Source organism: Roseiconus nitratireducens (genome assembly GCF_008629675.1).
GTDB classification, from domain to species: Bacteria; Planctomycetota; Planctomycetia; order Pirellulales; family Pirellulaceae; genus Stieleria; species Stieleria nitratireducens.
In genome coordinates this window covers 197,302-223,791 of sequence record NZ_VWOX01000004.1, presented here as the reverse complement: position 1 = coordinate 223,791, position 26,490 = coordinate 197,302, and the positions used below count along the sequence as shown (strand labels likewise).

The window sequence follows — 26,490 nt, the reverse complement described above, 5'->3', positions numbered from 1 at the left end:
GGTGGCCGGGGCCTTCAAATGGCGGATGCAAGTTGCGTCCGAGCGACCGCGGGGGGAACCGCGAGCACTCCGTGGGGTTCGCAAAGGCGTTCGCTGATCCGGTGGCGATGCTTGGCCACCGCGATGATCGCACCCGGGCAATGGTTCAAAGGCGGTGGTTCAAAATCGGCAAAAAACACCTGCGCTGACAGTATAGAGCGGGATCTCCACTTTTTCGATTCCTTCGATTGGGAAAACCCGCGGCTAGCGACAGGCGGCTGACCGAAAGTGATGCTGGCTTTTCAGCTTCGGTCTGAAATCCAGCTGCGAGGGCCCCTTATCCGCTCGTCCGACTTTTCAGACAGAGCCTACCGGAGCACCAGGGGGGCCGGCCGTTCGCCCAACAGCACGTCGACTTCGAACTGCTGGGTGTCGCGGATGACCGATAGACGCACCTGGGTGCCGGCCATCGCGTTGCCGATTACTTGAATCAGGTGCAGGACATCCCGGATCGGCTCCGCATCGACTTTGGCGATGATGTCGCCCGGTTGCAATCCGGCTTTGGCGGCTCCGGAGCCGTTGTCGGCCAACGAATCGACCCGGGCCCCGCGGACGCGGTAGTTGTCGCCGGCGACCAAGGCGTCGGGTACTTCTTCCAGCGAGACACCCAGCCAGCCGCGGGCAACCGATCCCGATTTGCGGATTTGTTCGTAGACCTTTTTGGCGACCGCACTGGGGATCGAAAAGCTGACCCCCTGGTAGGTGTCGCCGACAATCGCGGTGTTGATGCCGATCAAAGTGCCTTTGGAATCGACCAGCGGGCCGCCGCTGTTGCCCGGATTGACGGCCACGTCGCTTTGCATGAAATCCTGGTAGCGCTCGCTGGCACGGATCACGCGGTGCTTCCCGCTCAGAATGCCAAAGGTCACTGTGCGATCGAGTCCGAAGGGGCTGCCGATGGCCCACACCGGCGATCCCACGCGGATCCGTTCGCTGTCGCCCCAGGGAATGGGGATCAGACGATCGGCATCGATCTTGAGCACGGCCAGGTCCGTCACGGGATCGGTGCCGGTGACCGAGGCCACGACCGTCCGGCCGTCGCTGAGCGTGACTTCGATCTCCTCGCCGTCAGCGATCACGTGCCGGTTGGTCAGCACAAATCCTGCGGGGTCGACGATCACACCACTGCCTTGGTCGGAGACCGGCATTGGAGCCGAGTCCCGATAGTTGACGCCACGCATGCCGGGATCGGAGTTGCGGGTGACGTTGATGTGCACCACGCTGGGGCCGGCCGCAGCCGTCACCATCTGGTAAGCCTGGCTGAGCGTGTCCAGCGAAACGTTTCGCAAACCTTCGCTTGCCACTTCGAACTCCGCACGCAGTTGCCCGCGGTGTTGCGCATAGCGAATCTCCTCGACAATGCCCGGCACAACGAACCGTGCGGCGCCCAGCATGATCAGGATGGTGGCCAGCAGCACCAGCGAGTGCAAGATCGGTTCACCGCGTCGCGGCGCGGGGATCGTCCGCGGAGCCGATTCACAGACGACATCGTCCAGGGTGACTTCGATGGGTGGCTCGCCCGCGGCCGATTCGGTCAGAGCGGTTGCCGACCGGTTGACTTCGGCCAACCTGTGTTCGGCCAACCTGGCTTCGGCCGGCACGTGCTGCGATAGCAGGTGATCACCGTTGGATGGGTCGCAATCCGCTCCCGCGGCCACGTCGATCGCCTCAAACGACAATCGGGGTGGAGCTTCCGCCGGATCACTGGCGGTGGTCTCGTCTGCCGAAGCAATGTCTGCCGAAACTTCGTGTGCAGAGACGTCCGGCAGGATCGGTGGCAACGCGGGATGGGGCGGTTCCGGACGGCATTCCGCTGGCTGGCTCTGAACCGGTTGCGTCCCGTCGACCGATGGCTCGGGCGTGAATCTTCGTGGTGAGTGATCCATGTTTGGGTCAAACTCCCTGGGACGAACCGAACGGATCCAGACAGTGGGGATCCAGCCAAAGTGGGGCCAGCCCGTGTGGATCCAGCCAGTCCGGAGACAGCGGTACCATTGTAGCGCGGAGGACCTTGCGGCGGCGATTTTTTTCGATGCTTTGGCAACGCGGGGCCGAATTTGGTCGGCCAAGCACTGAAAAGTCTGCCTTTTCGGCCCGTTCCCGCGGATCACCCGCCGTGGGGGCTGCAAACCGCGCGGGAACCGGTTCGAACGCACCCTGCTGCTCAGGGAGGGTGAAAACGCAGCACCCCCAGCGGCGTCTTTCGGGCCGGGGCTGTTTCGGTGCGATTGTCCCGACGCGAGCCGAGGGGGTATCCTGTCCAGTTTGGCTCATGTCGTGTCACACCCAAAATCTTTGCTTGCTGGTTGGAACGGAAGCGGGGCACGTTCGCAAACGCCCTTTTGATCCATCATGCCAAGCACCCGACGGGCCACTTGGTTTTTGGTTCCCCGTTTCCATTCCATGGACGATCCAAGAATGTGACGTTGACGCACCGCATGTCTTGAACTTCCCGCCCTGTTCATCGAGTCCCCATGGCCTCCATCACGTCTCAAAAACTTGTTGCCGCACGCGAGACCATCTACCAGGCGATCGCCTCGATTCGTCTGATCGATCCCCACACGCACATCAATCCGCATGATCCCGGATCGCACACTCTGGCGGACATTCTGGGATATCACTACTACACCGAATTGGTTCATTCCGCCGGGATGCCGCGCGAAGAAATCGAGCAGCCGGGAATCTCGCCGCGAGAACTGGTCGGGCGGATGGCTCACGGGCTGGGCCACATTTCTAACACCGCCAATTATCACTGGTTGCTGCGGATCTGCCGAGAATTCTTTGACTTCGAAGACGACGCGATCACACCGGATAATTGGGAACATTTGTACGACACGGCCGAAGCAAAGATGCGTTCGGCCGACTGGCCGCAAATGGTGTTGGACCAGAGCAACGTCGAAGCCGTTTTCTTGACGAACGACTTCGACGACGATCTGCAGGGATTCGACTCCAGCACCTACATCCCCTGCTTGCGGACCGATGACCTGGTGTTTCACCTGGCCAAACCGGAGGTGCGGCAGCGATTGGAAGCCGCCAGCGGTGTGTCCCTGGATGGATCGTTGGCGTCGCTGCGAGAAAGCTTGCAGCAGCGGTTCGAACACTTCGTCGCGGGCGGTGCCCGGGCGTGCGCCATTTCGATTCCGCCGACGTTCCAGCCGACGATGGTCGGCGATGGACGAGCTCAGAAAGCCCTGGACCAGCTGCTGTCCGAAGGCGTCGCGGCCGATCCGGCCAACCAGGATGCGATTTCGCGGCGCGTGTTCTGGACGCTGGCCGAGCTTTGCGACGAATACGGTTTGCCATTCGATCTGATGATCGGCGTCAACCGCGGTGTCTATCCGGGTGGCGTGCACCAGGGACGCGATTTGTATGACAGTCGTGTTTCGTTGATTCAGTATCGCGAACTGTTCAACGCCTTTCCGAAGGTCAAGTTTCCGGTTTCGGTGTTGGCCAGCGTGACCAATCAGGAATTGGTCAGCTACAGCTGGATATTCCCCAACGTCTACACCAACGGTCACTGGTGGTACAGCAACACGCCGTCGTTCATCCGCCGCGATGCCGCGGCCAGGCTGGAAGCGGTCCCGCGCAACAAGCAGGTCGCCTACTACAGCGACGCTTACAAGCTGGAATTTGTCCTGCCCAAGTTCGACATGTACCGTTGGATTCTGGCCGGCGTGTTGGCTGACGAATTCGTCGGGGAGAACGGATGGAGCGAGGAGAAGGCCATCGAACTGGGACGCCAGGTGCTGCGTGGCAACGTCGACGAGATCTTTCCTTCGCCGTTGATCGACCAGCTGCCGGAGTCGGATGTGGAGGCGGGTGACGCATCGCCGGTTGCCACGCTGGCGCTGGATCCGTCGGAATCGGATTCCTCGGAGGAATCGACGCCCGCGTCACCGGTGGAGGCGACGTCGGAAACCAGCAGCGAGGAGTTGGGGCTGGACACCGAAGTCTCCGAGCAGGAAGCGTTTCTGCAGTCCGATTCGGACCTGGACCCGGTCCCGACCGACCAGGAGATACAGGATGCCGACGTGGCCGACGCGCAGGTCGCCGAAATGCTCTCGTCGATGGAAGCGACTTCCTTGGAAACCGAGATCGACCCGATGCCGCTGGACGTCGGCGATTTGGACTCGGACGAGATCGATGAATCGTCGGAGCCGTTCAGCCCCGAGTCGCCGATCCAACCGCTGACCGGAGACGGCAAGTTCACGCCCGACAGCGATTCGATGTTGCTGCATCCCGATCCGCTGACCGGTGAGTTGCAGTTCCCGGTCAGTGAGGAAGACGACGACAGGGAAAAGTCGTAGGCTTGACGCCCGCGCCGTGTCTTCGATTCTTCGCTTCACTGACTCCAGTCACGCAGCGCCGACGGCCCCCTGCCGTCGGCGCAAGCCGACGGAAACGGCGACGCGTCACTCGGGATCGTCAGGGTTGATCCGGTTGATGGCATTCAAGATCGCCAGGATGGTGCTTTCGACGCTGTCGGTGCTGACGCCCACGCCGCGGTACAAACGCCCGCGATATTCGACTTCCAAGTTGACTTCGCCCTGGGCGTCTCGCCCCAGCGTGGCACTGTGAACGCGAAAGTCCTTGCACACCAATTTGATCCCGGTGATCTGTTCGACCGCCCAGAAAGCCGCATCGATCGGTCCATCGCCTTCGGTGACTTCGGCCGACTTGGTTTCCACGCCGTCGGACAGGGTCAGTTTGACTTCCGGCGTGGAGCTCTTGGAACTGGTGACTTGATAGTCGACCAGGGACCAGCGTTGTCCTTGTCCGCTGCTGATCTGTTGTTGGACCAGTGCGATGATGTCGCCGTCGTAGATTTCTTTCTTTTTATCGGCCAACACTTTGAACTGTTCAAACACCTGTTGCAGTTCCTCACCGGCCAAATGAAATCCCAGCGTTCGGGCGCGGTCGGCCAAAGCGGCACGACCGCTGTGTTTTCCCAGCACCAAGTCGGTTTTGGCGAACCCGACTTCTTCCGGTGACATGATTTCGTACGTGCTTCGTTCCTTGAGCATTCCGTCCTGGTGAATCCCGGATTCGTGGGCGAACGCATTTCGGCCGACGATGGCCTTGTTACGTTGGACGCTCATCCCGGTGACTTTGCTGACCAGGCGGCTGGCGGGAACCAGGCGTTTGGAATCGATGCGGGTCGCGCAGTGGTAGAAATCGCTGCGCGTCTTCATCGCCATCACGACCTCTTCCAACGCTGCGTTGCCGGCCCGTTCGCCGATCCCGTTGATCGTGCACTCGATTTGCCCGGCGCCGGCCGCGACGGCTGCCAAACTGTTGGCCACCGCCATTCCCAGGTCGTCGTGGCAGTGCGTGCTCAACACCGCCTTGTCGATGTTGGGGACGCGGTTGCGGAGCATTTGGAAGATTTTGAAGATCTCCTCGGGCGTGACGTAACCGACGGTGTCGGGGACATTGATCGTGGTGGCGCCCGCGTCGATGGCGGCCTCGACGACACGACACAGAAAATCGTGCTCGGTGCGGCAAGCGTCTTCGGGAGAAAACTCAACGTCAGCACATTTGCTGACGGCCAACTTTACGCCGTTGACCGCGCGATCGACGATTTCATCGGGCGTCATCCGCAGTTTGAATTCGCGATGGATCGCACTGGTCGCCAGAAACACGTGGATCCGCCCCTGTTCGGCATTTTGCAACGCCTCGGCGGCGCGCAGGATGTCTTTCTCCGCGCATCGGGCCAGCCCACAAATCGTGGAACCGCGAATGGATTCGGCGATCTGCTTGACCGAATCGAAGTCGCCCGGCGACGCGATCGGGAAACCGGCTTCGATGACGTCCACACCCAGGTCGGCCAGCGAATGCGCCACCTCCAACTTCTCGGTCAAATTCATGCTCGCCCCCGGCGATTGCTCGCCGTCGCGGAGCGTCGTGTCAAAAATCCGGATCTGGCGTGGAGCGGCTTCGCGGGTCGCCGCCGCGGCGGTCGCGGTCGAGGATTCGGTGGAGTCCATGGGTGGTTCCTGAGGAAATTGATTCAATAGTATTGATCGCAGCAGGCACAAAAAAAACCCGAGTCCGCGGGGGACTCGGGTTCACGCTGTTTTGTCACAGATGCCGCCGTGCTAGCGGTGCGTACAAACCCTCATCTCCCGCCCGTGGGGCGACAGTAGTAGTCGTAGCAGGCTTAGCAGCGAAATCATCATGCCAGAACTTTACGTCATCGGGTGGGCGGCGGTCAAGTCGCAACGCACGGGCAGCCGGGTCGGAAAAGGGGACGGGGGTCAATAGCCGGAACGGCCCATCGCTTCGGGCGCTTTGCACTATTGACCCCCGTCCCCTTTTCCTCCTCCCGGGGATCAGGACACGGGCTGCACCGGCCGGGTTCGGGCTTGAGGCGATGGGTGACGGGTCGCTTCGCTGTTGCGCAATTCCTCGCGCAGCTCCTGTTCGCTCATCATCAGATCTCGCTCGTGGTGCCACCACGCCAGGGCGTAATCCAGCACGGCGAAGATCAGCAGCGTCGTGCCGACCCATCCGCAACAGCGGACCATCATGTGAAAAACCGATGCCGCACTCTCCGGCAGCGGACGCTGGGCGAGCGTCGCAATCTCCGGCAGGCAGTCGCGAATCAGGTAGACGGACGTGGCGATCAGCGCGGCGAGCCGCAGCAACAGGATTCCAAAGCCGGCCAACGTGCGAGCCGAAAGCAACTCGCCGGCCTTGCGTCCCGGGGAGAGACGCTCCAACGACGGTTGAAGTCGACGCGGGGTGACCGCCCATCCGGTTTGCAGCAGATTGAACGCGACGGCGCACATCATCATTGCCAGGCACATCGGGGCGACCAACAGGCCCAAGGCGAAGACGGATCGAACGATCAATCGGAACGCTCCATCGATCGGCGAGTCTCCGGTGTCCAGCGTGATCCGCGGTTGCTGCATCGACTGGCCGATCAACTCCATCATCTCCGAGGCCAGCGCCGGTCCGCACCAGGCAAGCAGTCCGGTGGTTGCCAGCAGCGATCCCGCCGCAACCATTTCGCCGCTGCGGGGTACCCTGCCCTGCTCTTTCGCTTGTTGCCGTCGCCGCGGTGTTGGTGGATGGATCTTTTCCGACATGTTCGCTTACCGAAAGCTCAAGTGACTGACCGCGTCAGCTAATTCTGCCTCGAACACGATTCCCACCGATCCGACGGTCAACGCCGTCACCACCAACACCGCCAACACGTTCAAGTTCAATCCGACCGCCATCAAATTCAATTGCGGAACGGTGCGGCTGATCAACGCGACCAACAGATTGGTCAAGAGCACGCAGGCGACTACGGGTGCGGCAACTCTCAGACCCGACTCGATTCCGATTGCCAGGTGGTCGACGACCAATTCGAACATCGTGGTGTCGATCGATGCCGACATCGGCGGCAGGTGCTGAAAGCTGCTCAGGACGGCATCGATCAGCAGGCGATGTCCGCCGCTGGCCAACAGGATTGTCATCACCAACAGTCCGACCAGACGCGACAGGTGCGGGACCGTTTCGCCGGTGGACGGGTCCGCGGATTGTGCAAGTTGCAATCCGGCGGCCACGGTGATCAGTTCGCCCGCGACCTGAATGCCGCTGATCAGCAACTGCACCACGCCGCCCATCACCATCCCCAGGATCAGTTCTCGCCCCGCCGCGATCCCGACGTCGGCTATCGAGGATGCCGTTAAATCCGTCAGGACCAGCGGACCGACGCCGGGGATTATCAGCAAAGACATCAGGGCGACCAACAGAATCCGAAACCGCAACGGCAGCCCGGTTGTCAACATCGGCATCGCCGCAATCATCCCGCCGAGACGCGCTGCGATCAGCAGACCGAGTACGGCCTTGCCCCACAACCACTGTTGGCCCAGCGATGCAATGACTTCCTGGTCCATCTTGTCAATTACATCCCGATGCCGACGAACAGCGATTGGGTGAATTCAATCATTCGTGAGAAGATCCACGGCAAACACGCCAGCAGGACGCAACTGGAAACGATCAGTTTGGGTACGAACGCGATCGATTGATCCTGGACGTGAAACAGCGTCTGCAGCAGGCCCGACACCACGCCGACGACCGCCGCCACGATCAAGATTGGTGCGGCCAGCAACAACGCCAGCATCAATGCTTGGCGACACAGGTCCACGGCTTGTTCTGCACTTAACGTCATTTAGCTCACCGCCGCAAAACTCGTCAGCAACATGTTCACCACCAAATGCCAACCGTCGACCAGGACGAACAGGAGCAACTTCAGGGGCAGGGAAATCATCATCGGCGGCAGCATGAACATCCCCATCGACATCGTCACGCTGGCCACGACCAGGTCGATCACCAGGAATGGCAGGTAGATGCTGAAGCCCATCAGAAAGGCAATCTTCAGTTCGCTGATCACGAATGCCGGCAACAGCACTTGAACTGGAATATCGGCGAAAGAGCTGGGCTCCGGAGAGTCGGGATAGGCATGGCGAAAGAACAGCAACACATCATCATGGTTTTCCGCTGCCGCAATTTGGACGGCCATGAATTCCCGGATCGGCAACGCCCCGGCATCGTACGCTTCACCCAGCGTCATCGGCGTTTCGGGGTCGGTGTAGGGTTGGATCGCTTCGCGATACACCCGCGACCAAACCGGTGCCATCACCGAGAGCGTCATGAACAGTGAGATGCTGGTCAAAACTTGAGTCGGAGGAAGCGACTGCAGGCCGATCGCTTGGCGTAACAGCGACAGCACCACGACGATGCGGACGTAGCACGTGGTCATCAACAAGATGGCGGGCGCCAAGCTGATCACCGACAGCACCAGCATGGTTTGCAGGCTGCTGCCGAAATGTTCCGGGCTGGCCCAGGATTCGGGGCCGCCGGCGAATGTCTGCAGCACTTCACCGGACACCGAAACCGGCGTCCGAGTCAGCACTCGTGGCACGGCGTTGGACGACTCCCCTGCCCTGCCCCGCAGGTCCTCGGTGGGACCGGCTCCCGGCAAGGAAATGGCCGACGGCGAGGATATGGCCGCCGGTTCCTCGGCTGCGGACCGTGCATCGGCGACCGCAGGGGCGTCTGCGGCGGACGCTTGGTTCGCGGACCAACATCCCAGCCAGGTCAGCAATGCGAGGGTCAGGCAGCGTAGCACGGCGCGTCCGAGGGTGAGGAACTGGGGCCGATCGCCTCGGCCGCGGCACGGACGGACTTTAGGAAAAAGACGTCGAAATTCGAAAGACGAGTTTTCTTCGACGCCGATGTTTCACGCCGGCCGGGTTTCACGCCGGACCCGTTTCACGTGACGTGCGTCGGCACCGAAGCCGGCTTGCCGGATTGCCGGCGCGACCGGCCGCGCGCCGGTCCGAACGGGAGATCCGAGCGGGCGATTTAAAGATGCTTGACCAGCAAGCTGGCAAAGTACACGTCGTAACCGCGGAGCGTGCTGCCGGGGACAACGACGATCGCACCGCTGGGGAACTCGACACGGCAATCGCTGCGGATGTAGCCGGCCAGTTTTTCGATTTTCACATCCGCGATCGCCGCGGTGGCGTGGATCGTCAGCCGCACCGTCGAATCGGGGATCGCCTTGGCGTCGAACGCGATCAACAGGTCATCAATCCTCGCCACGTAGATCTCGCCGTGCTCCACGCCGGAGTCGGACTCGCGAAGCGTGGCATCGCCGAAGCATCCGTGCAACCTGCCATTGCCGCACAGGTGGTCAAGTGCCAAGGTGACTTCCGGCGAGGGCGTCATGGTGACCGAGGGATCGGATTGCGCCATCAAACGTTCGACTTTCAAACGTGTGAAGCGGTTCAGGTATTCGCCAACGTCGGCGCGTAAGAAGTAGGCCGTCACCTGAATCGCATCGTGTCCTTGCCATGCTTGCAGCGTCACCGATTGCCGGCCCGAAGCGCGGTCGGACTGCAGGTCTTCGGCCGGGATCGGGGACGCCACGGCCAGGTCAAGCAGGTCGGTCAGGAAATCGTCGCGAAGCTTCCCGGCCGGTTCGATCAGCGGCGGATGGTACAGGTAAGGTGGGTCTTCCTTGAGATGCCGGATCCATGCGTTGCGGGTGTTGGTGTCGGCCCGGTTCCAGCATTTGCTCAGGTGCAGCCGGTCGACGACCTGCTCCGGTTCGTCGCCAAGGTATTGCAGGGCGAACGATGCCAGCGCCCAAACCGCCCGCTCGGTTTGTTCTTCCGCGGTCGCGTCGACGGCCGTGGCGCGGAACTGGATCTCCAGCCGGTCGGAAGCTGCCGCCTGCCAGCGTTCGACCACCGATTTTTCGACGCGGTGTTTGGGATCCTTCAACACGTTTTCTAACAAGAAAGCCTCCAGCCGTTCGGCCACGGTCATCCGTTCGGCGGCGCTGACGGCGCGGGCGGGATGGTAGTCATTGGGGCGCGGCGTGGTTCCGCCGGCCAGATGTCGCATTAGCGAGACCCTTCCATACTCGTCGCGCAGGCTGAGCGACGCGATCTGTTTCATCGCCGCCAGCCGGGCAGCGGGCGGCAATCCCATCTCACTGGCCAGATGCACCAATTCCACTCCGTAGATCCAGTGCATGTCGCGATAGCGGACCATCGGGCTGTACAGCGAGGCGACTTCGATGGCCACAATCTCGACCACCTGACGGATCAGCCCGACCGCCTGTTGATCGATGACGTGCCCGCTGAGCTTGGAGGCGCCGTAGCTGGTGGCGCGGCTGGCCGCCCACCAGGCGACCAAGGTGATCGGATTGGTGCTGCTGACGATTCGGCCGGCAAACCACATGTTGGATGCGACATCCAGGTAGGGTTTGGCCGACTTGTAAACGCCGTACGTTCTGACCGCGCGACTGATCAGCGTGTAGATTGACTGAAAGTCGTGACGGGCAAGGCCGCCCGGGATGTTTTCCACAGCCACCAGCAGCCGTAAGGCGGCACGCCCCGTTGCCCGGGAGATCGCCTCCACGTTGGTCCGCAGCAGCGGTGAGGTTTCGCCCGGCCGATAAATGCGGGCGACGTCGGAAACCATTTGGTGCAGGTCGCTGAAGATCTTTTCGTTGTCAAAGACTCGGGTGCCGTCGACGTCTTTGCGATAGGCATCTTGTTTGATGTCTTCAAACAACTGTTGCGTGTTTCGCTCGATCAGCTCAAACAACTGACGGTCATGACGCGCCATGGGGTCGAAGACCAACCGGTCGCCGGTTGCCGCCGATCGTCCGCTCGGTGAGACGGAAGTATCGAAGCTGATCGCGTCGGGAAACTGCAGCCACTGTTGCAAAGCGAGCGCTCGACTGTTGATCGACCGCTCCCGAGCGGAAAGCAGTTCGGCTTTGTCGCGAACCCACTGTGCCAGTTCCGATCGGTCGTGCTGTCGCTGGGCGTCGGAGTTCGCTTCGTCTTGATCCTCGTCGATGCGGTGCCGCAAGCGAATCGCATCGACCAGGGCGGCGGCCAACGGCAGCAACCCCAGCGCCCCCAAACCGGCACGCGGAAGCGTCACGCCGGGCAACGCTCCCACCAGCAGGACGACCGAAAGCATCAGGCTGGCCGCCAGCGAGTAGATCGGTAAGCGTTGAAGCAGTTCGCGGTGCACGGGGACAGTTCGAAGCGGTGTCAGCGGTCGGGAAAGGTCAGCAATGGAAAGGCTTTGGATCGGAAGCGACGTAGCGCGACGTTGCTGAATCCTAACCGACCCGCCGGCGGGCGGCATTGCCCGCGGCCGTGCGGCGGACGACCGGCGACGGCAGTTCCATCGGAGCCCGTGCCTCAGCCAGGATTCCGCAGAAATCAGACTCCGCGGCACGGTGACGCGGCCTGCCCGCGTCCGACGGCGGGGCGAGAGGCGTGGGAGCAACGCAGGATCGCGTGTTTGTCCGGCGGTCGGATCCCCGGCCGACGCGTTCGCCGGGACCGAGGGCGGGCAAAAATTCGTGCGGAACGTTTGTGCCCGACGGCGCGGAACCTTAGGTTGGTGCGTCGGTGAGATTGCCGCCCTGTCAGCTCCGACGCCCAGTCGCGAAGCCGAGACGGTATCGGCGTCTTGCCATTAATTCGCGGATTTGGGAAGCGTATTGCCCCCAAAGTAGGCTCTGCCCGGTGCCGATCCCCGTTTGCGGTTGGATCCGATTAGACTTTGGGCAAAGCGGCGGAGCGAGGCGGCCCGGACCGCGAGGATTGAATCAATCAGAGCGTCATCACGGCGGAACGCTGCCGGTGCGCTTCGAGGACTCGAAATAAACCGCCATGCAAGAACAGTCACAGTCTCAGTCCCAATCAGTTCGACTTCGCGCCAAAACACCGTTGCCGAGTCTGCCGAACTACCAGACGGACGGGTTCTATGACGAACTGGTGGACGAGAACAACATCGCGCGGCCGGACGCCGAGTCGCTGATTTCGCTATTCAACAATTTGCCGCCGGGAGAATTGTCGCGACGCCAGCACGCGATCGAACGGGCTCTGTACCGGATGGGAATCACCTTCACCGTCTACAGCGACCAGGCGGGGACGGAAAAGATCATGCCGTTCGATGTGGTGCCGCGAATCGTTTCGGCGATGCTGTGGAAACACATCGATGCGGGACTGAAGCAGCGAATCCGAGCGCTCAATCGCTTTCTGTGCGACATTTACAACGAGCGTCAGATCGTCCATGACGGAATCATTCCGGCGGAATTGATCGACACCGCCCCTTCGTATCTGAAACAGTGCAAGGGGCTGAAGCCGTTCAACGACGTCTGGTGTCACATCACGGGGACCGACCTGGTTCGGGACAACAGCGGGACGGTTTACGTCCTGGAAGACAACCTGCGTTGTCCTTCGGGGGTCTCGTACGTGCTGCAGAATCGGCACGTCATGAAGCGGAACTTTCCGCAAGCGTTCAGCGCGTCACGCGTCCGGCCGGTCAGCAACTACAGTTCACAGTTGTTCCAATTGCTGTGCGATGTGGCTCCGCCGCACGTTGCCAACCCGACCGTCGTGGTGCTGACCCCGGGCGTTTACAACAGCGCCTACTACGAACATTCCTACCTGGCCCAACGCATGGGAGCGGTTTTGGTCGAAGGTCGCGACTTGGTGGTCGAAGGCGATCTGGTCTACATGCGGACCACCAGCGGCCTGCAACGCGTCGACGTGATCTATCGTCGCGTCGACGACACCTTCCTGGATCCCAAGACGTTCCGCAAAGACAGTTGCTTGGGCGTCGAGGGATTGATGGATGTTTATCGAGCCGGAAACATCACGCTGGCCAACGCCCCGGGCACGGGGATCGCCGATGACAAGGTGATCTATGCCTTCGTGCCCGACATGATTCACTACTATCTGGACGAAGAACCGATCCTGCCCAACGTTCCGACCTACGTTTGCCAGAAAGAGGACGATCGGAAGTACGTGTTGGAACACTTGGATGAATTGGTGGTCAAAGCGGCCGGCGAGTCGGGCGGGTACGGAATCTTGATCGGCCCCCACGCGACGCTGGAGGAGCGGGCGGAGTTTGCCGAAAAGATTCGCAAGGATCCCCGCAACTGGATTGCCCAGCCGACGCTGGAGCTTTCGCGAGCCCCGACCGTCGTTGGCGATCACTTGGAAGGACGGCACGTCGATTTGCGTCCCTACATCCTTTGCAGTCGCCCCGACGACGTTTGGGTGTTGCCAGGTGGGCTGACACGCGTCGCCCTCCGCAAAGGTTCCCTGGTGGTCAATTCGTCCCAAGGCGGCGGAAGCAAGGACACCTGGGTCGCTGCCGAAGCGGGACAGGCGGTGGCGTCGCTGCACAACAATTCTCCCGAGTAGGAATCCTTCCGCGTCAGGTCCGGGCCATCGATTGCGGCGCCTCGATCGGCCGGCGGCGTTGGGACCGCGGGATGGCCGACGGGGGACCCCGCACCGCCGGCATCCGAAACCGGGATCCGCCGGCCGTCGCCGTTGCCCAAACCGTTACCCGCGCGTGACCAGGATTTTCCGCCTCAGGAACCGCCACCCGCCACGTTCAAACATCATCGCCCCATCCCCTCCACTTCACCGATGCGGGAACCCCGTTTCGGACCTACATCGATCATGTCACGCATCATGCTCTCTCGCGTTGCCGAGTCAATTTATTGGATGAGCCGCCAGGCCGAGCGGGCCGAGAATCTGGCTCGATTCATCGAGGTCACGCTGCACATGTCACTGGATCCGACCGAATCGTCGGTCAATCCCTGGGAGCCGCTGGTCCAGGTGACCGGTGACAACGAGTGGTTCGAGGCCAAGTACGGCCAGGCCACCTGCCAGAACGTGGTGCAGTTCTTGGCCTTTGACGAGGAGTACCACAGTTCGATGCTGACCTGCTTGCGGTCCTCTCGGCAGAACGCCAAGAGTGTTCGCGAAGCAATGCCCACCGAGTCATTCGAGAAACTGAACGAGTTTTACCACTTCGTGCTCGACAGCCGCGCCCCGCAGTTGACCGATCCCACCGCCGATTTCTTTGAACAAATTCGCTATCACGCGCTGATGTGGACGGGGGTTTTGGACAGCACCATGTCGCATGACATTGCCTGGCACTTCGTCAATGTCGGCCGGTTGCTGGAGCGGGCCGACAAGACGTCGCGGATCTTGGACGTGAAATACTTCAACCTGCTGCCACGCGTGGAGGATGTCGGGACGGCGATCGATGATTTGCAGTGGTCGACCCTGCTGCTGGCGATCAGCGGTTTTGAAGCCTATCGCCGCGAACATCACCTGATGGATATCGAGAAAATTGTTGCCTTCTTTCTGTTCCACCGGTCTTTCCCGCGATCTATCTATTCCTGTATCGCCGGCGCGGAATGGTCACTGAGGCAAATTGAAAAGGAATCCGGGTCCGATTACACCGGTCACGCCCAACGAAGCACCAACGCCCTCCGTCACCGATTGAAGAACACCAATGTCAAGGAAGTGATCGCCGGGGGGATGCATCAATTCATCGATCGCTTGCAGGTCGAATTGAACGAAATCGGCGACGCTCTTGGACAAGACTACTTTTACGCAAATCAGCCCGCATGACCATTCGCGTTGCTCTCCACCACGAAACTCGCTACCAGTACGATCGCCCCATCGCCTTGGGGCCGCAACTGATTCGTCTCCGGCCGGCCTACCATTGCCGCACGAAAATCGTGTCCTACGACTTGGACGTGCGTCCCAAAGACCAGTTCATCAACTGGCAGCAGGATCCGTTCGCCAACCCGGTCGCGCGGTTGGTCTTTCCGAAGCGGGCCGAGGAGTTGTCGATCGTCGTCGACCTGGTGGCCGACATGACGGTGATCAATCCGTTCGACTTCTTCGTCGAAGACAGTGCCGAATCGTGGCCGTTTCAGTACAACGACTCGATCAAGGTGCAGCTGGCTCCCTACCTGGTCACTGAGCCGCTGACGCCGAAATTCGGCGAGTGGGTCGATCAACTTCCCAAGGCTTCCGAACGCGTCATCGACTTCTTGGTCAACGTCAATCGGATGGCCCAGCAGAGCGTCAACTACACGGTTCGGTTGGAACCCGGCGTGCAGACGCCGGAGGAAACCTTAACGCTCGGCAGCGGATCCTGTCGTGATTCTGCGTGGATGCTGGTGCAGGCGTTCCGTCAGATCGGAATGGCCGCGCGATTCGTGTCCGGTTATCTGATCCAGTTGGCCCCCGACATCAAGCCGATCGACGGTCCGACGGGTCCGGTCGAGGACTTCTGTGACCTGCACGCCTGGACCGAAGTGTACTTGCCCGGCGCAGGCTGGGTCGGGCTGGATCCGACCAGCGGTTTGATGGCCGGCGAAGGACACATCCCATTGGCCTGCACCCCGCACTACGCTGACGCGGCGCCGATCACCGGCGGGCATGAAGCGTGCGAGGTGCAATTCAGCCACCTGATGACGGTGTCTCGGGTTCAGGAAGGACCCCGCACCACGAAACCGTACACCGAGGCGCAGTGGTCCAAGATCTTGAGCGCCGGACAACGCGTCGACGAATCTTTGCAAGCCAACGATGTGCGGCTGACGATGGGCGGCGAACCCACGTTTGTCGCCATCGACAACGCCGACGATCCGCAGTGGAACACCGAGGCGGTTGGCATCGACAAGCGGGTCCTGTCCAACCTGTTGCTGTTGAAACTCCGCGACAACGTCGCGCCGGGAGCCATGCTGCACTATGGCCAGGGGAAATGGTATCCCGGCGAATCCCTGCCACGCTGGGCGCTGACCTGCCTGTGGCGACGCGACGGCCAACCGGTCTGGCAGAACCCCAAGTACATCGCCGACGAAGGCACCGATTATGGCTACACCCATGACGACGCCCAGCGATTCGTCCAACACCTGGCAGGTGCCTTGGGGATCGAGGCCAAGCTGACGTTCCCCGTGTACGAGGACACCTTTCACTACTTGTGGCGCGAAAACCGCTTGCCGATCGATGTCGATCCGACGGATCCCAAGCTGGAAGATCCCAACGAGCGCGCGATGATGGTGCGGACCTTCACGCAGGGGCTGAACAAGCCGGTGGGATTCGTGATGCCGCTGCGACGCGCCTGGTGGCAGGCTCATGCCGGCTGGGTTGGTGGCCGATGGCCGGTTCGCGGAAACAAGGTGTTTGTCATCCCGGGTGACTCGCCGATCGGTTTGCGGTTGCCGTTGGACAGCCTGCCGGCCACCTATGGCCCGTCGCGGACGGATTATTTGCCCGTGGACCCCTTCGCCCCACGCGGGCCGCTGCCGGAAGTCCAAACGATTCAGCAAGACAAAAATCGGATCGAGGAAATCGAAGAGCGGCTGAGTCGCCAGGACGACCGCGAGCCGGACGGAGAAGTGATTCCGACCGCGCTGTGTGTGGAATGCCGGTTTGGACGCTTGCACGTCTTCATGCCGCCCACACAGCGGCTGGAGGATTATCTGGACTTGGTGGCGGCGATCGAAGAAACCTGTGCCGATTTGGAGATTCCGGTGGTGCTGGAAGGTTACCTGCCACCTCCGGACCATCGGGTGGAAATGTTTAAAGTCACACCGGATCCGGGGGTGATCGAAGTCAACGTGCAGCCGTCCGCAACGTGGCGGGACCTGGTCGAACTGACCGAGACTCTCTACGACCAGGCGCGCCAGAGCCGATTGACGGCGGAGAAGTTTGACATCGATGGCACGCACACGGGGACCGGCGGCGGTGCGCACATCGTTTTGGGCGGCCGTACGCCGATCGACAGCCCCTTCATCCGCCGGCCGGATTTGCTGGCCAGCATGATCCGATTTTGGCACAACCACCCTGCCCTGTCGTACCTGTTCAGCGGCAAATTCATCGGGCCGACCAGCCAGGCGCCCCGAATGGACGAGGCCCGGCGGGACAGTGTCAACGAAATGGAAATCTCGCTCGGCGAGATGGAAAAGTTCTACACGTCGGGACATGAAATCATGCCCTGGACGGTCGACCGATTGTTCCGCGACTTGATGGTGGACCTGACCGGCAACACCCACCGGGCGGAGATCTGCATCGACAAGTTGTATTCGCCCGATTCCAGCACCGGGCGGTTGGGATTGGTCGAACTGCGTGGCTTCGAGATGCCGCCAAGTCCACGGATGAACCTGGCTCAGCAGTTGTTGATCCGCAGCATCGTCGCGGCCTTCTGGAACCGCCCCTACAAGGAGCCGCTGACGCGCTGGGGCACCAGCCTGTACGACCGCTTCCTGCTGCCCCATTTCGTCTGGCATGACCTGGGGGACTTGCTGGACGTGCTGGCACGCCACGGGGTTGATCTGCAGCAGGAATGGTTCTTGCCGCACTATGAGTTTCGATTCCCCAAGATCGGCGAGGTTCGGCTGGATGATCTGCAAATGGAAGTGCGGTCGGCCATCGAACCCTGGTACCTGATGGGCGAAGAACCGGCCGGCGGCGGTACCGCCCGATTCGTCGATTCCTCCATGGAACGGTTGCAAATCACCGTCGACAACTTTGACCCGCGACGTTACGCCGTGTTGTGCAACGGCCGCCGGGTGCCCATGCACGCGTCCGAGATCTCCGGTCGGTACATCGCCGGGATCAAGTTTCGCGCCTGGCAGCCGCCACGCTGCCTGCATCCGACCATTGGGATCAACGTTCCGCTACAGTTCGACGTCGTCGATCGTGCCACGGAATATTCCCTGGGCGGGTGCCGGTACTTCGCGGCCGATCCCAGTGGTCGCTCGCACGAAGTCTTTCCGATCAACTCCAACGAAGCGGAATCACGACGCGCGGCCAGGTTCCACGTCAACACGATGACCGGCGGACGGATGATGATTCCGGAGTTGCCGCCGGTGGACGCGCCCAATGATTTCCCGATCACATTCGATATGCGACGCAGCTGATCGGGCACGGCGGATCTGATTCGGCGAAGTGGTAGGCCCGGCGAACGTCCGCCGGACTTACTGGGCCGAGGATCGGGAACCGGCGGCGCTGGCGATGATCGGGCGTCCCTGTTCCAGGGGACGCGCGGCGGTGGCGAAACCTTTGGCGTACAGTTTTTCTTTCAGCTTGCGGAACGCACCGTAGCTGTCCGGATAGACCCACACGGTGACCGTGGTGTCGGCGGGCTGGTGTCCCGCCAGTTCGACGTCCAGCCAATTGTCGCCGGCCAACACCCTCTGAATGGGCTCGCCGTGGGGTTCCTGCAGCGGTTCGAAGGAAGCCGCCATCACCTGGAACCGCGCCATTTGGCTGATTTGCCGCCCTCGCGTGACCAGTTCGTTGCTGCGATTGAGCACGTACCGCGCGACGTAGCCTCGGATCGGGCCGATCGCCGAATCCATGACGCCTTCGCGCGAACCCGATGCCAGACGCCGCATGTCCAGCGAGATCTCTTCGGTCAGCTGATCGATCGGAACGACCGACAAACGGTTGTCTTTCAACCGAAAATGAACTTCCGTGCCGAACACCGTTTTGGCCATCGGTGTGGGCAGATGTGAGATCGCGACCACCGGCGGCTCGCTGGCTTCCAAGCGTTCCCGCTGGCCGTCCAAGACCGCAATCGCTTCCTTCAATTGCTGCACTTCTTGATTGCGGCGGGCCGCCTCGAGGCGATTCTGGTCCAGTTTCTTCTGTTCGGCTTCCCACGCCGATTCGGCCTCTCGCAGCAGGGTCAGCAGGACCATGCGTTCATGAGCTTGTTTTTCGATCTTGTCGTCGATGAATTTGATCGTTCGTTCCAAACGGATCGAATCGTTCTGTGCGGCGGCCGCGCGGGCGGCGGCCAGCGCCAAATGGCCCATGTCGTCTTCGGTCGCCGCGCGCCGGCGAGGATCCACCGGAACATCCGGCGTCTCAGAAGCCTTCCGCAGTACGGCCTGGGACTGCGCCCCCAAGACGACCACCAGGATGATCAAGATTCCGACCAAATTGGCAACGATGTCCAGGAAGGCATCGTGTCCGATCGAAACGGAACTTCCGCGTCGGCGACCGCTCATCTAACTTCCCCCGTTCCCACTTTCGCCTGCCTGGCTTCGTCACGTTCGATCTCCATCCCGCTGCCGGACATCAACTGTTGCAGTTGCGCGAACCGCGGTTCACCCCCGGGGGCGACCGAAACGCGCAGACGGGGCGACCAGCGGCCACCGGGAATCGCAGCTCCCCAGCGATCGACGCGGTCACGCAGCGCAGTCGCCAATTCCAGCGTCGCCCGGTTAACGTCTCCGGCCTGGATCGGGATCGATTCGTAGCGCTGCGTGCCAGCGCCGGGCGCGATCACAAAACGATCCGGGTAGACGTGCACGGGCAGGTATCGAACGATGTCGTTGCCGGCGGACAAGGCGACTCTGCTTGGCAAGGCCCAGTTGGTGCCTTTGCGTTGCACCAGCGATTGACTGGGCGGCTGTCCCGCCGGCATGGACGGTTGTGGCGGTGCGGTACCCTCCGCCCTGCCCTGCCCCGTCGCGTCGGTCGGCTGCTGGGCCGGATCCGACTGCGTCATCCGCGTCGGACGGGCGGCGCTGCCACCGGTTCCCGGTCGGCGTTGGCTGTCAAAACTGTCCGGCGGGTCGGTGCCCATCGCGCCCGCCGCGGCGCGGTTCGAAGCACCCAATGCGGCAGCCGCCGAACGACCGGTGTCATTGCCTTCATCCAGAAGCCCTGAGCCGACCGTTTCGGTTGACGGCTCGGACGCCAGCTTCGAAGGATCCGACGGTCCATCCCAGCCGCCGGAGTCGTCGATGTCGGAGCCGCTGTCATTTGGTCTGGCGCCCTCGGGGGCTCCGTCGGCCGTCCCCGGAGAGGACTGCGCGGTACCCGCGGACTGGAACGGGTCGCCGCTGAAGCCGCTGCCCGAATCACCCGACAGGGCCTGGGCCGAAGCTTCCATGTTTTGCTCCAACCGACGTTTTGCTTCGGCCGTCGAAATCGTCGAACCGGCATCTCGGTTGACCGATGAGTAGCCGTAGCGTGGCAAGGTGCGGTGGTCGCGGAAACCGCTTTGCCGACCCTGGCGATCCATTTGCGAAACCGAGAGCGGAGGAAGAGGTCGATCGTCGGCTTGCTGGTGTGTCCCACCGACGTGGCTTGGCGATCCGGCGACCGGGCTGGAACCCCCGGGGCCGCCGCGTCCGGCGCGTGCGAAAGAACGTGCGATCGAGAATTGTGTTTGTCGAGCGACCGCCGAGCGGATCGCATAGTCGATTCGCTTGCGGAGTTCTGGATCGGGGGCCTGGTAGGCCAGTTCGACGTCGGTCGGGACCAATTCGTATCCGAATTGATCGTCCCAATCGGTCATTGCCGCGCGGGCGCCATAGTACGACTCCACGCCGTCGGGCCGCACGATCAGCATCGGATAGGGAGGAACCGGGTCGCCGTAGTTCTGCGTGGCGTGATATCGGACGGCACGCAACGCGTCGTCCAGCGGGTTGGCACCCCGTGAAGAGTTTTCCAATTGTCGCTGGGTGATCAAAATACCTTCCGGCCAGATCTTGACCCCCTGCGCGGTGCATTCCAGATAGATCGGTCGACGACTGGTTCCGTTGGGACCCTGGTGAGGAACGATCACGACCCGCGGTGTTTGATCCTGGACGTTTTCGCGAAGCTTTTCGACCACGCGTTTCTGCTCGTCCAGTTCCTCATGCAGGGACCGCAACTGTTCAACCGCGACCGCATCGATCGGTTGATCGGAATGGGCCTGTTCCATCGCGTCGCTGATCTGACGGAGTTGTTCCCGGATGCGGCGTGTGTGATCTTCCACGTGGGCCAGTTGGTCGCGACGTTGTTCCAAGTCGCCGGTTTGCGCATCACGAAACGAGACCAGCTCTTGCAGCCGGAACTCTTCCTCCTCAACCAGCTCGGCGACTTCACCGGCGGTCAGTTGGCCCGCCGCGTGATCGCTCAGCTCCGGAATTTCGTCCGGCGCTTCGGCGATCCGCTGAGCGGCTTCGTTGGTGTTCTGAGCCACCAACGCCAACAACAAGATGAGAGTTCCCAGCGTGCAAACCAGAACGGCCAGGAACGGAAACAGCGTTGGCGAGAGCGACTGGCGTCGACGCCCGCTCATGCAGCATGCCTCTGGCTAACGCCTGATTCGGATCGGCTCTCATTCATTTGCCGGGTCAGGATGTCGACGGCCCTGGCCAGGACCAACATCGCGTCGGCCATCCCTCGGCCGGCCGCGGCACCCAGGTTCTCGTCCAGGCGTCGGCTGGTTTCGTCCAAGACGTCCAAGTTAGCCGCCAGAGTCTGCTGGAGGTTCAAAACCGATTCGACTTGCTCGCGAACCAATGCCGCCTGATCCACTTGGTCCAACATCAGCGCCTGGTGTTCGGTCATCGATTCGGCACCGGCGATGATCGATTGCTGCCAGGAATTCAGTTGAGATTGCCAACGATCGAAATGGGCATTCAGCTGGTTCTGGTTGTTCTCCGTCGTCAGTTCGATTCGATCGGCGTGCTCGCGGAGGGCGGGCGCGAGCGTTTCTTGCACCACGGTGATGATGCTTTCCGCCTGACTGTGATGGGTTTGTTGCCAATAGCCTTGGGCTTCGTCGATTGTTTCACGCCACAATCGCGCCTGGTTGTCCAGTGATTCTGCCACGGCGGCACGCACGCCTTCGCACAGGTGCGCCAGCAGTTCGAACTGATTGTCGGCTGGTTCGTCACCGGGCAGATGCACGCTGGTCAGGTGCCCGACGCGGTCGTCAATCACGGCCAGCAACTGCTGCTCGCTTTTCTCCACCGGGAACTGCAAGAAGATGGCAATCACCGACAAGACCAAACCCAACGCGGTGGTGTCGAAAGCGACATACAGACCGCTTTTCAGATTGTCCACCGCGGCGTTCCCGTTGGTGAAGTCCAAGCCGCCGAGCGTTTGGGTGATCCCGATCACCGTGCCCAAAAAGCCCAGCATGGGGATCGCCCAGACGATGATGCGGATCAACGCGAAGGAATCGTGCGCCGCGTCGGCGTCACGGCTGGACAGCTCGCGCAAGTCGTCCGACAGATGCTTGGTCGTCCCCCGGCCGGATTGTCGCCACAACACTTCACGCAACCGCTGGACCAGCTTGGATGCCTGGTGAACGCCCGGGGCGGCCGCCAGATCTTGCAACCATTTCTGTGCCACATAGCCCGCGTCGTGGCGCCCGCGGAATCGGTCCGATGGCGATTCGGAACCGGAGCGAGGAGCCAGCGTCTGGTCGTCCAGCGCGCGCAGCAGGCTCCATTGCGATCGCAGGAACAGGTGTTTGAATCCCAGAATCGACACGGCCACACAAAACAGCAGGGTGGCCGCGACCGCGACCGGGTGCCCCAGAAAATATCGCTGCAGCGGGGGCCAACCGCTAAAGACCACCGCCGCATAAAAGCCGGCTGTTAGCAACCCGCCGGCGGCAACCGCGAACACGCCGCCGGCCTGATCCGAGCGAACTTGGCCGACGTCGTCGCGCGGGCCGGATTCGGTTCCAGCGGTGTTTCCCGGGTGGGGCTCCGGCGGCCGATCTGCCGGCCGGTCGGAATTGCCTGCGTTTTGCGATGCCGATTTGCTCACGCCAGCGTCCTTGCCGAGGGGCGTTTTGTGGGTGATGGAGGGGAGAGAGAAAATCCCTTTTCAGCCAATCGACTCTCCCGACCGATCGTCTTGATCCAATCGACAGAATTTAGCAAGTCGGTACAGGCAGCCGCGATGGCAAACCGAGATGGCGATTGTCGCCCGGGTAGCGAGCTGGGCAGCACCACTTTGCGTGAGCCGCGTGGGGCTCGCCGCGGGTTTTTTCGACTCAACCGGCGGCTAACGCCTTGCCGCTCATTGCACCGCAGATCACGGTGTTTCTGATTGAAAGCCGCTTTCTCCTCGCGCGGGCGAGCATCGCTCCACGCGACGGGCCCGTTGCAAGCATTTCAGTCCGCGGCGGTGTCTTCGTAGATGGGCAGGTGTCGGTAATAGACTTCCAGGTTCAACAGATTCATGGTCGTCACGTACAGCCGGCCGGCGTGCACGCTCCAACGATCCGGCACCGGGTTTTCCGGGTCCCAGGATCCGGCATCGGGACCAGATTTGATCTGGGTCTCCAGCAGCAACGGATTGAGGTGTCGGTTCCACTGGTCCCAGTATTCATCGCCCATGTGAAACATCACCTGGGTGGCGTAGTACCAGTAGTAGCCGTCGCGTCGCGGTCGACGGGGATCACCCAGCTGTGGCGGGTACTTCAACAGGTATTCCGCGGCGGACCGCATGGCGGGGTGGTCACGTCGCCAGCCGTTGTACATTCGCATCAGCATGCCGACGGCGGTCATCGTCGGCGTGGGAACTCGTCCGTGACGCTGTTCGGGGGTGTCCGGCGCGAACGGGTTGTAGCGGTAGCGATCGATCCGTTCGGGGCTCTGCCGGGCCAGGGAAAGCCAGTGGTCGATGCCGTCGTAGGTTTCCTGGGGGACGTCCAAGCCGGAAAGTTCGCCACTTTTGAGCGCCATCATCATCCATCCGGTCACGCTGGTATCGCTGCTGACCTGAGGCGTGTATCGCCAGCCGCCGCGCTTGTGGTGTTGGGTCTGAACGATGTAGCCGAGCGCTTGTTGGGCCGGAGGGCGAAGCTCGCGGTCTTGCGTCATGCCGTAGGCTTCGCACAGAGCCAAAGCGGCGATGCCGTGGCTGTAGAACATCACGTTGCGGTCGCTGACCGAGTTTTCACTGCGATACAGGTTGCCGCTGGTGCGTTGATTGTCGATCAGAAACTTCAGGCCTTTGCTGACGGTCGAGGCGTACTGGTGTTGCGTGTGGGTGTAGCCGGCACCTTGAAAGGCCAGCAAGCACAACCCCGTCGCAGCGGTATCGCTGCGCAGCAGGACATCTTCGCCGTGCCCCTGCAAGGACCAGCTGCCGTCATCGTTCTGGGCGGCAGCCAGGTATGCCAAGCCACGTTCGATGGCTTCTTCCGTCGCGGGGCCGCCGAGTCCCGGGGCGTTGGACGCCGCGCCGCCGCTGGTGCGCATCACGCGACGAGAGAACGACTCGACGGCCGCGATCTTGGTGCCCGCCGGAGTGGCCGGGCCGCCGACCTGCAATCGGGGACGCGCCTGACGCGGCAAGTCCATGGTCGCGATTTCGGGTCGATCCTCGCTGGGCATCAATCCGGCGGCCGGCGCCGGCGTTTTGCCCAATCCGACCGGCCCCGGGTCGGCTAACAAATCCAACGCCATCGCGGGGGCACCGGAGGACAGCAGGTCGCGAGAGGGGATGCCACCGGAGTCGATCTGGCGATCGGCCAGCGAATCCAAGTCGCCCATGCGATCGTCCAACGGATCGTCTTCCATCGATTGCCCGCTGATGCCGGCGGCAATGGGTGGCAGCGAGGCGGAGGGGGCGACCGATCCGACCGGTTCAAACCCGGTTGCGACGTTGATTCGTTCTCCGCGGCCGGCCGCCAAGTCAGCCGGTCCGGCGTCGACCTCGGGCGCGCCGGACTTCGCCGAGAGCGTCTTGCGGGCGATGCGGGTTCCGGTGGCCGGATCGTCCGCCGAGGGGTCGGCGCGAAAGCTGGGCGTATCCCCGTCACTGATCTGCGCCCCGGTGGTTTGGCCGCTGCGCGTCACCGGCAAGTCGTTCGGCCGCAGCAGCATTGAAGCGTTCTCGCCGGAACGAGCGACCGAGACGGCGACGGGAGCCGGGGCCGCTCCGGCGGCCGTCATTGAGGGGCTGGTCGATCGCGATCGGCGGTCGCGTGCCAATCCCGCGTCGCCGACTTTGGGCAGGGCGTTCTGGGGGCTGCGAGCCGCGGCGGCGGGGGCCAGGTTGCGAGACGAGGGGACGGGGATCAGGTTGCGGGCCACGGCCGCCGGATCGGGGCGGCTGGGCGCCTGGCGCGCCGCACGCGATGCCACCGCGTTTTCGATTGGACGTTCGGCCGGCGACGCCTTGGTGGGGCTGGCGATGGATTGCGCGATGGAGGGGACATCGATCGGTTTCGGCCGCGGTTTGATCGCGTCACGTTGCGAGTCGCGCCGGGCCAACCTGCCGGGGGAATCGGCCGGCATCGGGACGGTCGAACTGGGTTGTGCCCGCTGCATCAAGTACTTTTGCATCGGCTGCACGTCGTTCTGACGCGGCTTGGGAATCTCCAGACGTGGCTGCGAACGTTGCAGCGGCGGCAATTGTCGCTGCTCCTTTGGGATCACACGCGACGTGGTCTCCGCATCGACCGGTTTGGACCAGTCCGGCGTTTCCTTGGATTCTTTTGGCGCCTGGAACAAATGTTCCGGAACGGTTTTTCGAATCGGCGTCCGCTCGCGCTGTTGACCTTTGGATGCCGTCGGCTGGTAAGCCGAGAACACGACGTAGTTGATCGCGAAGATCAACAACAACAGATGGACACAGACGCTGAACAGAAAGCTCAACTGAATCGACTTGCGCAAGAACCTGGATGCCAACGTCCGCAGCGCCAGGGCCAACAGCAAGGAGATTGCGGGCACGGCAATCAGATAGGTCTTGGCATTGAACAGCCATCGCGGGTCATCGAACCGCAATTGCGTGACGATCAGCAGCAGGACCAGTCCGCCCAGGACTACCGCCGATGCATCCAACGGCCACATCCGGCCGGAATCGGCGGGCGTGCTTTGCAGACGATCGGATTTGCGTTGCACCATCACGCCTTCGGCTTAGGGTTCGTTCTGCGGGCCTTCCTGGGTCGTCACCGAGTAATCGCTGATCCCCGTCCGGTTGCAAATGTCCATCACACTGACAACGGGTTGAAACGAGGTTTGACGATCGGCGCGAATGACGGCGGTCTGGTTGGTCGGGTTCTGTGCCACGTTGGCCTTCAGCAGCCGTTCCAGGTCGTCCAGTTCGGTCGGCTGCCCGCGCAGATAAACTTGGCCTTCGGCATCAACATCGATCACGATCTCGCGAGGTCTGCCGACCATCGGAACCGCACTGGTGGCGGTCGGCAGCACGATATCCAGCCGGCGTTCTTCCTCTTCGAATTCGCTGGTGACCAGAAAGAAGATCAGCAGCAAGAACACGACGTCGATCAGCGGGGTCAGGCTAAGTGTGCCGGCGACGCTGGAGCGTTTGATTTGAACGGCCATCG

General features: G+C 62.0%; 16 protein-coding genes. 4 read left to right on the top strand and 12 right to left on the bottom strand.

Features of this window, described 5'->3' with window-relative positions:
* Positions 1–347 precede the first annotated feature (347 nt).
* Positions 348–1,925, bottom strand: a complete 1,578-nt coding sequence (locus FYK55_RS08785) for a S1C family serine protease (RefSeq protein ID WP_150076027.1) — start codon at positions 1,923–1,925, stop codon at positions 348–350.
* Between the two features lie 588 nt (positions 1,926–2,513).
* On the opposite strand from FYK55_RS08785, the gene FYK55_RS08780 reads away from it, so the two are divergent.
* Positions 2,514–4,346 (top strand): glucuronate isomerase, encoded by a 1,833-nt coding sequence (locus FYK55_RS08780; protein ID WP_150076026.1) that lies wholly within the window; start codon positions 2,514–2,516, stop codon positions 4,344–4,346.
* A gap of 105 nt (positions 4,347–4,451) precedes the next feature.
* Here the strand turns inward: FYK55_RS08780 and FYK55_RS08775 are convergent, their stop codons facing one another.
* The 6 genes from FYK55_RS08775 to FYK55_RS08750 all read right to left on the bottom strand — a co-directional run bounded on the left by FYK55_RS08775 (position 4,452) and on the right by FYK55_RS08750 (position 11,589).
* Positions 4,452–6,026: a 2-isopropylmalate synthase gene (locus FYK55_RS08775; protein WP_150076025.1), complete on the bottom strand. Its 1,575-nt coding sequence runs from the start codon at positions 6,024–6,026 to the stop codon at positions 4,452–4,454.
* A gap of 345 nt (positions 6,027–6,371) precedes the next feature.
* Positions 6,372–7,130 carry an EscU/YscU/HrcU family type III secretion system export apparatus switch protein gene (locus FYK55_RS08770; protein ID WP_150076024.1) on the bottom strand — a complete coding sequence of 253 codons (759 nt, stop codon included), beginning with the start codon at positions 7,128–7,130 and terminating at the stop codon, positions 6,372–6,374.
* 6 nt (positions 7,131–7,136) lie between these two features.
* On the bottom strand, positions 7,137–7,925 hold the full coding sequence (locus FYK55_RS08765) for a flagellar biosynthetic protein FliR (protein ID WP_150076023.1): 789 nt from the start codon (positions 7,923–7,925) through the stop codon (positions 7,137–7,139).
* Positions 7,926–7,933: 8 nt separating this feature from the next.
* Positions 7,934–8,200: a flagellar biosynthetic protein FliQ gene (locus FYK55_RS08760; RefSeq protein WP_150076022.1), complete on the bottom strand. Its 267-nt coding sequence runs from the start codon at positions 8,198–8,200 to the stop codon at positions 7,934–7,936.
* Positions 8,201–8,953, bottom strand: a complete 753-nt coding sequence (gene fliP, locus FYK55_RS08755; protein WP_390621716.1) for a flagellar type III secretion system pore protein FliP — start codon at positions 8,951–8,953, stop codon at positions 8,201–8,203. It abuts the gene before it with no gap.
* 443 nt (positions 8,954–9,396) lie between these two features.
* Positions 9,397–11,589, bottom strand: coding sequence for a hypothetical protein (locus tag FYK55_RS08750; protein WP_150076020.1), 2,193 nt, complete (start codon positions 11,587–11,589; stop codon positions 9,397–9,399).
* A 650-nt stretch (positions 11,590–12,239) separates the two neighbouring features.
* Between FYK55_RS08750 and FYK55_RS08745 the strand changes: the two genes are divergently transcribed.
* From FYK55_RS08745 to FYK55_RS08735, 3 genes are all read left to right on the top strand, one after another.
* Positions 12,240–13,781: a circularly permuted type 2 ATP-grasp protein gene (locus tag FYK55_RS08745; protein ID WP_150076019.1), complete on the top strand. Its 1,542-nt coding sequence runs from the start codon at positions 12,240–12,242 to the stop codon at positions 13,779–13,781.
* A gap of 264 nt (positions 13,782–14,045) precedes the next feature.
* The gene (locus FYK55_RS08740) at positions 14,046–15,008 is read left to right on the top strand and encodes an alpha-E domain-containing protein (RefSeq protein ID WP_235908536.1); all 963 of its coding nucleotides are present in this window, start codon (positions 14,046–14,048) and stop codon (positions 15,006–15,008) included.
* The gene (locus FYK55_RS08735) at positions 15,005–18,310 is read left to right on the top strand and encodes a transglutaminase family protein (protein WP_150076018.1); all 3,306 of its coding nucleotides are present in this window, start codon (positions 15,005–15,007) and stop codon (positions 18,308–18,310) included. The genes FYK55_RS08740 and FYK55_RS08735 overlap by 4 nt, the downstream gene beginning before the upstream one ends.
* Before the next feature lie 57 nt (positions 18,311–18,367).
* Here the strand turns inward: FYK55_RS08735 and FYK55_RS08730 are convergent, their stop codons facing one another.
* The 5 genes from FYK55_RS08730 to FYK55_RS08710 all read right to left on the bottom strand — a co-directional run bounded on the left by FYK55_RS08730 (position 18,368) and on the right by FYK55_RS08710 (position 26,488).
* Positions 18,368–19,405: a hypothetical protein gene (locus FYK55_RS08730; protein ID WP_150076017.1), complete on the bottom strand. Its 1,038-nt coding sequence runs from the start codon at positions 19,403–19,405 to the stop codon at positions 18,368–18,370.
* Positions 19,402–21,471 (bottom strand): hypothetical protein, encoded by a 2,070-nt coding sequence (locus FYK55_RS08725; protein WP_150076016.1) that lies wholly within the window; start codon positions 21,469–21,471, stop codon positions 19,402–19,404. Before FYK55_RS08725 ends, FYK55_RS08730 begins: the two co-directional genes overlap by 4 nt.
* Positions 21,468–22,955 carry a MotA/TolQ/ExbB proton channel family protein gene (locus FYK55_RS08720; RefSeq protein WP_161604380.1) on the bottom strand — a complete coding sequence of 496 codons (1,488 nt, stop codon included), beginning with the start codon at positions 22,953–22,955 and terminating at the stop codon, positions 21,468–21,470. The genes FYK55_RS08725 and FYK55_RS08720 overlap by 4 nt, the downstream gene beginning before the upstream one ends.
* Positions 22,956–23,305: 350 nt before the next feature.
* On the bottom strand, positions 23,306–26,047 hold the full coding sequence (locus tag FYK55_RS08715) for a prenyltransferase/squalene oxidase repeat-containing protein (protein WP_235908535.1): 2,742 nt from the start codon (positions 26,045–26,047) through the stop codon (positions 23,306–23,308).
* A 12-nt stretch (positions 26,048–26,059) separates the two neighbouring features.
* Positions 26,060–26,488, bottom strand: a complete 429-nt coding sequence (locus FYK55_RS08710) for an ExbD/TolR family protein (RefSeq protein WP_150076014.1) — start codon at positions 26,486–26,488, stop codon at positions 26,060–26,062.
* Positions 26,489–26,490 lie beyond the last annotated feature (2 nt).